Raw genomic sequence first — 12047 nt, 5'->3', positions numbered from 1 at the left:
GACACTTCTACCTCGTGGCATGTCGCTTGCTGTGCTGACAGAACGCGACCTCGCTGTAGCGAGGATGCACGAGCAATGAATCGGCCGAATCGTCGCCGCAACGAACATCGGTTCTGATGCACCATGAAAAGAGGACTGCTAACTTATGAGTGATAGGGGGCATGCAAAGCTTGGCATTTTTCTGTTCACCGGCGCTCAGCGCAATGAAATGACACATTGGCGCGCAACAAAGCGCCCAACGATCAAGCATTTCGGCGCTGATCGTCCCTCCCGGCGAGCCCAGAAAAGGTGGAACTTGTGGCCTCTGGCCGCACTCCTCATAAACGCGCTGCTTTGGGCCGGGATCTACTTAGTCATCGCAGCGTTCTTCTGAAACACTCTCGCGCATGGCAACCGCGCGATGGACTTCTGGCGCCTCTCGCAACCGCGGGTCGCCACGGCTGCGAACAAACTGATGCCAGGGCGCTTCGCGCTGCTACCTGGACATAGAGTGCGGCTGCTCCGGCGGGTGCAAAGGAAATGTCGACGCATGACCCAGATGCCTCGAATTAGCGACACTGATGTGCCGCTGCAGCGCGACGAAGTGCCAAATTGACCTGTAGCAGCTCAACCGTCCGCGGCGAGTGGGATCCGGGCTTGCAAGTGAGGCGCGACGGATCGACTGCAAGTGAGGACTAGTGCCCGTATTGCCCTTATGTGAAAGTTAGCTTTCGAGAAGCTGACGAAACAAGGTGACCTGGGGAAACGTTTGGCAGGCGGCCAGCTCGGTCCTCAAGTGCGTGTGGCATAGGACGGTCAGGCGCTTGCCTTCTGGCTTTCTCAACGCTCCGTACAGGCGGCATTGACTTGCTTGCTGAGCGATACCTAGCCAAAGGGTCGGCTAGAGATCGACGGGCTGAGGCCTTCTGGACCGTAGCGACGCTTTACAGCTCTTGCTCGGGCTACGTATCGTCCTCATTCTTGCGCATCTGCCACACGTGGGCACGCCACGCTAACTTGTCGTACTCCAAGGCGATCTTAAGGAGCCTGTCTTTGGCTTTTCCGTCGATGAGCGCTGCCGCTTTCTTTCGCGTTGCTTCCGCGCGGGCTCGCCAGTGATCGGGCTGGTACAGTTTGCTTTTCGGGTTCATGCCGAGAGCATGCAATCCGTAGATCAACGAATTGCGACACCGACGCTCCGTATTATCACGTAGGAGCGACGCTCGTGTTGCCGGCTGCCGAAGCAGTCAGTGCCCAGTCCACAGCAATCATTCAGAAACGACTGAATGCGCATTGCAGACGATGCTCGTACGATGGATGCACAGTCACCGACAGATTCAGACTATTGCTCCCACCAAAAGACTTGAATCGCACGCTGCGTTAGATTGTAGGGTTCTGGACAGGTTTGGATCACCTCTGACAATCAGTCGAGTGGTGACAGTTTACGAGCATTGGGAATGCCTCAAACATCTACAATCGCCCGGGACGACCGAAGAGAGAGCCTAACATCATCCAGATGCGAGCCGGCCCGCGATTCATCGAATCTTATTCCTCTTTCTGCTGGACGTAATCGCGCGTTACGACGTCTGCGCGGCCCGGTTCCGATCAACGCAGACTCCGCTGACTCGACGCAAGACGAAACCTACCTCACAGATAACCCCGCCCAACGTCTTCCCATAAAGTGGAACAGAAGCGCGATGACACCAAACATTGTCTCAGCGCGCCATCATGGTCGCTCTTGCAAGGCCGAATGCATCATCAACAACGACATAAGCACATCTGGCCTCTCTGATCTCTATGCTTCGCCAGAGCTGGCCAGGGCCGCGTCGAGCCGGCATCGTGGCGAGTCCGCCGCCACTCATCGGCCGGAGATTAGGCTGACCATAGTACCTCAGGTCATGTCAGGCCGACTCAAGCGATCCTCGAGGCATCGAGGCATGCACTGGCTGCACAATCACAGAAACTCCAAGACGTTCATCTGGTGCGTCGGCGCAGCTGTTAGGACCTCCCCTCTTTCGTAAGGCTCTGCCGGTATGGAAGGTGTCATTCCTGTCGTCCTGGAGCAAATGAAGAGCTCCGTACAGTGAGGACGGCAAACGTAGAACAACGAGCTTGCAGACAGCTAAGCAGATCCGCCTGTTTCCCGGTTTGCAGGTGATGCGTTCCGGGCAGCAAGAACAATAATCAGCTCCTCCGAACTGAAGAAATGTCATGGTTCAAAAACAACGAATTCAGCCGGCCCCGCGCCTGAGACTCTACTACCGCGATATAGCCCTAGGCCTAGCAATGGCAACTGTAATACTTGCGCCGGTCAACGCGCGTGATCGAACGCCGACCGCAGAAGAGAAAGAGGCCTGCATGGGAGACGTGGTTCGCCTTTGTAGCAGTCACATACCAGATCGTACCGCTATTACTGCCTGCCTCAGATCCAAGCAAGATCGCCTCACTCAGCAATGTCGCTACGTGATCTCCGGGCGGGACATCGGCAATAAGAGCAGCGGATCGAAGTGAAGATGCTGCGAGCTGTCCGTCCGACTCCTCTCCAGAAGTCGTCCCAGCTTGACGTGCAGCACGTCACACGAGGGTTCGCCGAACGGCTCACCACCTCATGCGGGGCCGTCAACGGACGCGTCCATCGCGCCTTGGAGGCTGTCATGCGGAGGTTCATTATAGTGAGGCGGGGTCATTTTGTAGAACCAGGTAAGCTCAGCCTGGAATTGGCATAGATTATATTCATAGCACGCGCGGAGGCCGCTCTGCGGCTCCGCCACAGCGGCACCGGAAAGCGAGGCCCTGTGATCCGGCCGAAACATCGACGGCAAGCGGGCGCGAGACAGAGCTATTATCCTCGCATCAAGCAACTCAGTGCTCTGACTAGCCGCCGATTTCCTCTCGAGGGCACCATCGAATGGAGAACGCTTGACCCTGACGTAGCGTCAGGTTGTAGCGTCGCCACGGATGCCACGTTCATCCGACGGCCCGCCAAGGACTCGTGCGGCATAGCGAGTGCGGATAGACCGGCAGCTGCACCAGGGCACCCGGTTGCGAAGACGCGTGGCTGAACGGACGGACCCTAGATTGGATAAGGAACGTGTAAAGTTCGATGGAACCGCTTAGATCGATCATCGGCAAAGTTGCCACCGGCGCCACTCTGACCCGCGAGGAGGCTGCGTCAGCGTTTGACAGCATGATGTCCGGCGACGCAACTCCCTCGCAAATCGGTGGCTTGCTGATTGGGATGAGGGTCCGCGGGGAGACGATCGAAGAAGTCACAGGCGCCGCATCCGCAATGCGAAATATAATGCCCACGGTCGAGACGCGATGTGACCCCATCGATATCGCTGGCACGAGCGATACCGTTATGTGTTCGCTCAACGTATCGACGTGCGCTTCGTTCATCGTCGCCGGGGTCGGCGTTCCCGTCGCCAAGAATGTCAACCGCGCGGCATCTTTGCGATCAAGCACCGCAGACGTGTTGGTACGCCTCGGCGTAAAGGTCGATCTCAAGCCTGAGGCGATTGCACGTTGTGTGCACGAAGCCGACATTGGCTTCATGTTTGCGTCACCCGACTATCCGGCGATGCAGCGCATCAGGCAGATCCGGAGCGTACTTGGAACCCACACGATGTTCAATCTAATCGAGGCTCTGTCGAATCCAGCCAGGGTCAAGCGGCAGATCCTTGGAGTGTTCACTCCCGAATGGGTGCAGCCTCTGGCGCACGTCTTGAAGAACCTTGGTGCCGATTCGGTATGGGTTGTTCATGGCTCGGACGGGCTCGATGAATTATCCCTCACCGACACAAGCTTTGTTGCTGCGGTTGAGGCGGGTACAGTCCGCACGTTCGAAGTCACGCCGGAGGAAGCCGGGCTCCCCCGCTACCGCGCCGATGCGCTGGAGTGCAGTGATGTCGAGGCTCATGCCTTTGCGTTACAAAAAGTGCTTGATGGCCTGCCAGGTCGTTTTCGTGATGCCGCCCTTCTGAATGCGGCGGCCGCACTGGTGGTGGCCGGGCGGGCCTCGAACCTACAGGAAGGCGTGGCGCTTGGACAAGAATCACTTGATCGGGGCGCTGCAGCCGCTCGATTGAATCGCTTGATCGCGGTTTCAAACGCCTGACCTCCGAGCTGGTTGATGCCGCATCCTGGCGATCAATAGTGCAGCTTACGCGCGAGAAACCTGTTGCAGCCGCGAATGCGCGTAAATTGTGCCGATTTCTCATGGAGCGCCCGCTTGCGCAAGTCCTTGTCAAAACAGCTCCGCGCTGAACACTCAGCCCGACAGCCAACATTTGGTGCACTAAAGGGTGTTCGAGCCCCGGTTGCTGAGGTGAGGACCCGCGACGAAGCGTGCGCAACGCGCCAAAGGAGACGAGCGAAGATGGCCTGGCAGAGGATTGAAACACTTGGAACTATCGCAACGATAGAACACATCATTCGGAAGTTTCGGGAATTGATCGATACAGATAGCTCGATCCCGCCGGAGCTGCGGCGTGCGCTGCACGAGACGCTGGATGGGCATCTTCTGGAGGCAAAGCGGCGTGTTCTCCTGAGAGAACATTAGGTCCGGATGCCGTTTACACACGGAGAGACACTGGCAGGCCGGCGTTGCGCTCTATGCCCACGCTCAAAAAGCTTGCGGCCAAGCTTGGCTTCGAGCTGCTCGCTCGTTCAGCGGTGATTCCGATGGCGATTGCTCAGCGCCGCTCATCTCGCCGCGGACTGGCCATCGATGGTGATGGCCTGCATACGCACCCTGACCAACTCTACATTTCGTCCAAACTGGCCGACTGGGGTCATGCGTTGGACACGCCGCCGGCGCGTTCGCCGGATCGCTCCTCCAAGGCCTCAGCCACAAGCTTCCCCCTCAGGGCAGCGCTGAATGCTTGCGACACCAGCCCCTCGGGGGCCCTCTTCGGGCAGCATGAGCTTGGCCACGTTCTCATTGGCCCGCAAAAAGGGGCTTGAATCTGACGTAACGTTAAATCGTAGGCTCTTGAGGTGTTACCTACATGGGTGTGGAAGGACTTCGGATGCCTCAGCTGCGATCCGCGGACCGGTCGATGGTCATGCTCCTTATGCCCGATGGCCCATCGGTCGAGAGGGCTTTGCAGCGAGTTCCGATTGCGGCGCTAAGGGTAGCACGTAACTTTCAATGGTGGGGCATTTCGGATCTGGACGAAGTGGCGGTCGCGTACCGCCCCGCCAGAGAGCCGATAACGACAGAATTGATCGAGGTAGAATTCAATCCGAAGCACCTAGATGGCGCTGCTTTCCTGAAGCTGACGCAAGCCCCTCCTCTGGCGCAGCAGCGCACAAAATCAGTTCGCCGAACCCGCTACCTTCAAGCTGCTTTCCCGCACGTGGCGTCTCGATCGCGCAAAGGTGTGACAGATGGTGGGCCTGCGCAGGTTTTCGAAGTGACCCGGCGTCTTACTCCGCGTGACCAGCGCGGCATCTGACGTTATTGCATGGCATGCTGGAGCAGCAAGTTGAAACACCCGGACGGTGGGGTGGCAAGGCTGTCATGCTTGCCATGACCATCCCATCCTGATCAAGTCCAGATGCCCGGAGGTCGCGAATGCCGCGGATCCTAATTATGAATGCCGGTACGCCTCAGATGTCGGGCGCCCATCTAACAAAGGCTCAACGTTCGCTGGCCGCCAGCTCGGCATACCGTTCAGCGTGGTTTGCTCAGGAGGGCGACCTGATCGTCTCCCCGGTAGTGATCCCGGCGGATCTGTTATCCTTCATTGGCGCGACGCTCGATTTCGATGCATCGAGTCTTCGCCTTGTTGTACCTGCGAGCCGCCAATCGACGATTCTCGATGATTGCACGTTGCTGTCCCAGCCCGTTGTCGAGCGGCTCAAAAGACATATTCGTCAGAAATCCGCCTGGCGATTGTATCCCTGCTACTTTACTGAAGGTGTCGCACGCTTGGCGGCCAAACTTGGCATATCGAAGACCGGGGACGACTTCGCTCTGCAGCGCGGGCCTGATCTTTTGAATCGCAAGAGCCACTTCCGTCAATTGGCAACAAGCGTCGCACTTCCGCTCCCTCATGGATGTGTCGCGACGGACCCAAATGGACTATTCAAAGCGGTCACTGCCCTCAAATCCGAGACCGGCAGGGTCATTGTAAAGTTGGATAATGGAGCTGGAGGAGTCGGAAATGTCATCTTGACCGGCAGCAAAAGCGATCCGCTACCTGGAGCCAGAGATACTCGGATGATTTCGTGGCCGTCGCTTGATCCTGACGCGCTTTACTCTGAGATCACAACAGCATCGTGTAAGACGCTGGTCGTGGAATCATACCACTTGGCCCGATCTTTATTTTATCTCGAGTATGCAATCCAGGATGATGCATCAATCGGTTTTATCAACAGTGGAAACATACGCCTGCGTAAAAGCACAGATCGGTCCGAACGGGCTCTCACCTGGACGGGGCTTGAGCTTCCAAGCGACCTGGAGAACGAGCAATGGTTGACTGCCCAGGAGCATGCCTACCGATTTGTGGCACTAGCGAGAGACCTGGGCTATCGCGGAATGATCAACATCGACGCCATTTTCACAAAAGACGGACGGTTGCTGTTCAATGAAGCGAACGGCCGCTGGGGTGGCGGATCGGTGTTACACAACATTGCGATCCGGCTGCTCGGCTTCGACTATTCCAGCCGCAACGTTATTCTATCTGTAAGAAATGTGCGATCGCCATCCTTTCAAGCGGCGCATGATCGCTTCTTCAAAGAAGGATTCCTATTCGACCGCACACGTAAGGCGGGCGTGATCCCGCTTGCCGCCGACGAGGAGGCTGGTACCGTGGAGTGCGTTGTGATTGCGCCCGACAGGACCGCGGCCCACGATCAGCAACACCGACTTTTGAGTTCCTAGGGAGAACATCTCACACGCTCAATTCACTGCCCCGTTCCAAAGCAGCGCTTTCTCAGCCCCTAGATAAAAGGGAGCAAAGTCAGAGCAAATGGGTTCGGCGCTGCGGCCGGCTGCCCTCGCTTCAACGCCGGACACGGCGAGAGGCTAGGCTGTGATCGCTAATGCCAAACGTCGGATCCTGATCGTGCCCCTGCGCGGGACATATTTCTCGCCCAGCTGACCGCTCGCTGCAACGGGCTATCCTGCGCAACGGCATCGGCCAGGCGCATTGCGTCCATCAATCCCACGTTGCAGAATATTAGAGTCATGCTCAAGCGGCTGCGCTTGCAACCAGTGACTTTGCAAGTGAAACAGCGCGGAACCGATCTTCGGGTGAGGGTTATGGCGAGTGAGACCTTCGTCAACCGGCTGATCGCAAAGCTGAACAGCGATGCCTGGCCTAGAGCTCTTACGCAGATGCTCATTGAGGCTGCCAATACCAGTAGCATACTTCTGACCAGCTGAGCTGTGCCACTTATTTTCCTTGATGATAGGCGACTTGCATACTCTCAAGAGGTCGGTTTCATCGGCGGAGGGATTCGCCTGGCTTGCGACGATGCGTGTCCGCCCGCGAGGCGCTCAGACGACGGAGTGCGGCAAGGATGACCCGCTCGCCGGAGTTTTGAACTCTGCTGCATCGCTGCCAGTGTCGTAGACACGCGGCTATGCCCTTCTTCTGGTTCTACGCGAGCCATCGTCCAAATCTCAGAAGAGAGTCCACATCAGGCTTGGCAGTACGCTCCTTGAACCCGGCCCTGATGCGTGCCCGGCCTTGACAGCTCGGTAAGAGACGCATCTCGAAACGCGAGAGGCTCGCCACTACCGCTTGCGAAAACCCAGGCCGTCCGGGATACACCATCGCGCAGCGCCGACGCGCCTCCCTGGTCTCACCCTAGCGACGAAGATGGCCACAATCACCGAGCAATCTTTGCTCGGAGGCGCGTAGTGGCCTATACATGGATCAATGTTAAGCAAGGCTTCCGACCAGAATTGTCGCAGACCTTACGACAACAGCTGACCACAAGATGAGAAATGAAATAAGTTCCCGGAGAACTCGCCCGCCACCCGATTCTCAGAGAACCATATCAGGCGCGCTACCTCATAGCCGAGCGCCGGAACTTTCGATGATCCGGCGGTTCGCGCCGCCGCGTTTTGAACAGAAGTAGACGAGAGATCGGCGCTCCCCGCTCGACACCGGCTTTACTTCATGCCGGACCTTACAGGTTGTGACAAGCACGGCGCCAAATGGCGGTCGGAATACGTGCTGTTCGTGCCTAGTAGGATATACCACGAACTCCCCCCCGTCGAAGTCTCTCGCTAGCTGCACAATCACCGAGTACTCGAAATCCGGATCACTCTCCGCATCCAAATGGATGCCAACAAAGGACCCGGGCGGCATACGATGCATTTGGCATCGGCGAACCACGTAATCTGAGGATGCCCCGAAGATCTGTCTCAGCGCGAAGCTGCGGTCTTTACTTTCAATTAGCTCCATGATCTGCCCTGAAGCTGTACCACTCACGTTGCTAGGCCTGTGGCCGGGTGGAGCTACCCTCACGCGCTTCACAAAGACGCTGTGGAAGTCGCCGGCATCTCCCTCCCGCACTTCTTCTTCCGGAATCTCAGCCTGCAGCTGATCGATCTTGGCCAAGTCGGCTTGGGTGAACAATATCTGGGGAGCGATCACGGCCGTCCCCTTTACCAACAGCTCTACGCGGTACTTTGTCAGCACTTCTTCTGAAAGCAGGCGGGATTTATCACTCATTGTGCGCGCCATGCGAGCTCACTCCTTTGATCTTCGAAGCAGGACTCCGGGTCCTGGTGCATTGAGACGAATGCTTGCTCCCAATGCTCGCCATCGAACTCGGTTATTCTTACGCGTGCGATCGTGCTTCTATCCAGGCATCGAATATTCACGCTGAACCCGGATGGGTTCGACCTCGGCCTATAGAATGGTTTTACCCCACAGAGCCGGCAAAACGTGTGCCGAGCAATGTTCTTGTTGAACTGATACGTAGTGAGAAATTCTTCACCGCGCTCGATGCGTAGCTTATCGCCAGTTACGAGCAAGTGGATAAACCCAGACATTTGACAAATCGAGCAATTGCATCGAACTCCAGAGAGCTCTCGCGGCGCTCTGACGTAGAACTTGATAGAGCCACAATGGCAACGGCCATGATGTTGGATCTCCGAGTGATCATCTCCCGTGCGCGCCGCAATTCCGATGAGATCGCGGCACCACTGGACGCTGATCCGATAGGCTCTAAAGAATTCATCCAAAAAGCGACCACTACGGTCAGGCTGCACAAGTTCACCAATCAGCCGGCCTGTCATTTCTCCGTGGTACTTCTCCGCGGGATCTTCTCCGCCGACATGGCTGCGAAAATACTCAAGATCGTCCGGCTGCGCTTTAAAGGTTTTGGCCAGAGTGGTCCACAGCGACTGGATCATGTCCGCAGCATGTAGCTCAAAAGCTACCATGTAAGCGCAACGAACGAGGGAGTCTTTCGAGGACAATCCGGCATAGAGAGAATGCAGGTACTGCTTCGTCCTAGAGGTATAGTTGGGCAGTATTGCTCGGCCGAGTAGTTGGGAGGCATCCTTTTTCAACAGGTTGGAGTGAAAGTTTTTCGTCAACAGAATATCCGGTAGCGCGGCCTTGCCCCCCTGGAGAATTCGGCCATGGCCACCGGTCTCATCCCAACAGATAAAGTTCGCGACCACGCTGGTCAGCTCAATGTCTCGCGCAATATCCCGATTGTGATGCATTGCATCAAATATGAGGTCCCTTTGGGACCCCGCCTGCAGGTACGGGAACGCCTGTGACATCGCCAGATATTCGGGCAGCAGACTGGCTACCTGATCTTCGGACATCTGCGCGGCGAACGGATGCGGGCCGAACAAGGCTCGCGCTTGCTCGGTCAGGTACTCGCAGCATATCTTCGGAGGCTGATCCGCTGCAGCTCGAGACGCTTGAGATGTCATGTGACCCCTGCAGATGAGAAGCGAACGGTCCCTGACGGAGCAACTTCGTGTCCGGGCCAACCATTAACCGTCCTGGGTTTCATCGGCTTCGAAGGGCCAATGATCGCGTTCACCTTCCAGGCGAACTTTCGGTAGTTTCCTTCGCGATGGCAGACAGCGCCATGCTCAGTCCAACTCATGAGCATTGAAGGAATGCGTTCAGTATTGGAGCGGCGGGAATCCGATCGGATTCCCGTCCACGAGCAGTCCGACGCCGCAACGCCCGCCACGACCAGCATTCGCGCGGAGACTCATAATGGATACTGCGCCGCCCACGCCATTTTGATGCTAATGTCGCGTGCGCGAGTGGCGTGCCTGGCCGCTCGGCGCGCTTGCAGCTTTCGCGATGTTGGGCGAATGGATCAAAGCCTCGCGGTTGCTGCTCCCGCCATTTCGTCGAACCGCTGTCAGCCTGGGACAGAATTGTAGTCTCCAATTTGTACCTATGATGCTCTTAAGTCCTTTGGAGGCTGGTGTCATACCGCTGCTGGCGGCACAAAGCATCTCACAGAGACCCTCGCCCGTTCTTCGCGTTCGCGATGACCGCCTCTAAGTTCTTGGTGGCTCACAGCAATCATCATGCCAACTGTTGAATTCGCTCCGCAGGATCTGACCAAGTTGATAAAACGGTCGTGACGCCTCCTCATTGCGAGTGTATCGAACTTCAGAGCCTGCGCGCCGCTGTCAGAAAGCAAACAGCGAAGAGCCAGCGGCCGCTCAAATGCGTACAGGTCTGCTCAATCGCGGAGATTGCTTCAAAGGCGACGCATAGGTTGACTCTGCGCTCCGAAGCCAGCGACAGCGCTTTGTGCGTGCAGACGGCAGCGCTAGTACGGTGACCCGGGTCGCTGACTATTCAGTCTTGGCTCGTGCCCCTTACGTGAGAAGCAATGGCCTTCCACGACCTCCAACACGGCCGAACGGGACCCTGGAACATGCGCAGGCCCCTTTGTCTGTGCCCCGACAATCCCGCGCGACTCCGTTGTAGCATAACGTGGTCTACGGAACATGCGGCCCCGCTGCTCGCGATATCGACGGATACCATTGGCAGACGCTATTGGTAGCTGGCCGAGATGCGTCGGCACTTGTTGTGCGCTCTCCGACACGGGTGCGGCGGTGATACATTCCTCGGGCGTATCCACTATCATGGCCTGGACTCTCCGGATCGAGCGTCACGAGCAAGTGCCGCAAGATCGGGTTCGAGCTTCGGTTGAAGCGAGAAAATTGCGTCTATCAACGCCTGCGCCGGTTGCTCAGCGGCCTCAACCAGCGCCGCCCTCTCGGCCCGCGCAGAGGGAGCGAACACACGCTTAACGACCGTCGGCGAGCCCTTGAGGCCGCAGTTGGAGGTGTCTTCGACACCGGCTTGTTGCGCGCTCCATTTCACGATTTGGGCACGCGCTGCACGCAAGGCATCCGCCATCGCGCCGCGCCGGATCTGATTAGTCGCCTCAAGCATGGTGACGAGGCACGGCAATTTGGTTTGCAACACCTGCACACCTCCTTCGCAGCGTCGTTCCACTTCAATCGTTTGAGCGGCGAGGTCCAAGGATCGGATCTTCGCGACGTAAGTTAGCTGCACTACGCCCATTCGCTTTGCGATGCCGGGCCCTACCTGCGCAGTATCGCCGTCGATGGTCTGCTTTCCCGTGAAAATGAGATTCGTCGGGCGATAGTCCTTACCGATTTTCCGGATGGCGGTTGCAAGTGCATACGTTGTGGCCAGTGTGTCGGAGCCCGCAAAGCAGCGATCGGTGAGTAGGACGGCGCGATCAGCACCATAAGCCAGCGCCTTTCGCAAGGACTCTTCTGCCGATGGCGGTCCCATGGTAAGCACGGTAATTTCGCCGCCGAATCGATCGCGCACCTCCAGCGCGGCCTCGAGCGCGAAGAGGTCATATGGGTTGATGATGGTCGGCACTCCCTGGCGCATGATTGTATTGGTCACGGGGTGAACACGGATTTGCGCCGAGTCCGGAACCTGTTTGATGCAGACGACATTGTGCACGATGTTGCTCCAACAGTTGCGATAGCTACGAAGAGAACAGCAAGTGTTGTACCATCGCCGCCGTTTCGGAATCGGCTCGCTGTCACAAGGGCTTAAAACGGGCGATAA

Annotated in this window: 10 protein-coding genes; 6 read left to right on the top strand and 4 right to left on the bottom strand. The window is 57.3% G+C overall.

Translation table 11 applies throughout. The annotated features are described in order from the left end of the window. Positions 1-941: 941 nt before the first annotated feature. Positions 942-1157, bottom strand: coding sequence for a hypothetical protein (locus tag ABIA45_RS37540; protein WP_036015415.1), 216 nt, complete (start codon positions 1155-1157; stop codon positions 942-944). A 1925-nt stretch (positions 1158-3082) separates the two neighbouring features. Between ABIA45_RS37540 and trpD the strand changes: the two genes are divergently transcribed. The 6 genes from trpD to ABIA45_RS37510 all read left to right on the top strand — a co-directional run bounded on the left by trpD (position 3083) and on the right by ABIA45_RS37510 (position 7372). Then, positions 3083-4096 carry an anthranilate phosphoribosyltransferase gene (trpD, locus tag ABIA45_RS37535; RefSeq protein WP_036015426.1) on the top strand — a complete coding sequence of 338 codons (1014 nt, stop codon included), beginning with the start codon at positions 3083-3085 and terminating at the stop codon, positions 4094-4096. Between the two features lie 261 nt (positions 4097-4357). Further along, complete coding sequence (locus ABIA45_RS37530) at positions 4358-4540, top strand: hypothetical protein (RefSeq protein WP_404655412.1); 183 nt, start codon at positions 4358-4360, stop codon at positions 4538-4540. 53 nt (positions 4541-4593) lie between these two features. Next, entirely contained in the window at positions 4594-4944 is a 351-nt protein-coding gene (locus ABIA45_RS37525) for a hypothetical protein (protein WP_036015430.1), read from the top strand. 95 nt (positions 4945-5039) lie between these two features. After that, positions 5040-5438 carry a hypothetical protein gene (locus ABIA45_RS37520; protein ID WP_193375108.1) on the top strand — a complete coding sequence of 133 codons (399 nt, stop codon included), beginning with the start codon at positions 5040-5042 and terminating at the stop codon, positions 5436-5438. A gap of 137 nt (positions 5439-5575) precedes the next feature. Then, positions 5576-6868: a peptide ligase PGM1-related protein gene (locus ABIA45_RS37515; RefSeq protein ID WP_225174313.1), complete on the top strand. Its 1293-nt coding sequence runs from the start codon at positions 5576-5578 to the stop codon at positions 6866-6868. A 306-nt stretch (positions 6869-7174) separates the two neighbouring features. Continuing rightward, on the top strand, positions 7175-7372 hold the full coding sequence (locus ABIA45_RS37510) for a hypothetical protein (protein ID WP_036015433.1): 198 nt from the start codon (positions 7175-7177) through the stop codon (positions 7370-7372). Positions 7373-8006: 634 nt separating this feature from the next. On the opposite strand, the gene ABIA45_RS37505 is transcribed toward ABIA45_RS37510, so the two are convergent. From ABIA45_RS37505 to ABIA45_RS37495, 3 genes are all read right to left on the bottom strand, one after another. Beyond that, positions 8007-8684: a 2OG-Fe(II) oxygenase gene (locus tag ABIA45_RS37505; RefSeq protein WP_036015434.1), complete on the bottom strand. Its 678-nt coding sequence runs from the start codon at positions 8682-8684 to the stop codon at positions 8007-8009. Next, positions 8669-9892 (bottom strand): GFA family protein, encoded by a 1224-nt coding sequence (locus tag ABIA45_RS37500; protein ID WP_036015435.1) that lies wholly within the window; start codon positions 9890-9892, stop codon positions 8669-8671. Before ABIA45_RS37500 ends, ABIA45_RS37505 begins: the two co-directional genes overlap by 16 nt. Before the next feature lie 1183 nt (positions 9893-11075). Continuing rightward, positions 11076-11939: an electron transfer flavoprotein subunit beta/FixA family protein gene (locus ABIA45_RS37495; protein WP_036015436.1), complete on the bottom strand. Its 864-nt coding sequence runs from the start codon at positions 11937-11939 to the stop codon at positions 11076-11078. Positions 11940-12047: the final 108 nt, after the last annotated feature.

This window comes from Bradyrhizobium sp. USDA 336, from assembly GCF_044908355.1.
Lineage (GTDB): Bacteria > Pseudomonadota > Alphaproteobacteria > Rhizobiales > Xanthobacteraceae > Bradyrhizobium > Bradyrhizobium yuanmingense.
Note: the sequence above shows the minus strand (reverse complement) of the source record. Positions and strands in the feature narration are given on the sequence as shown.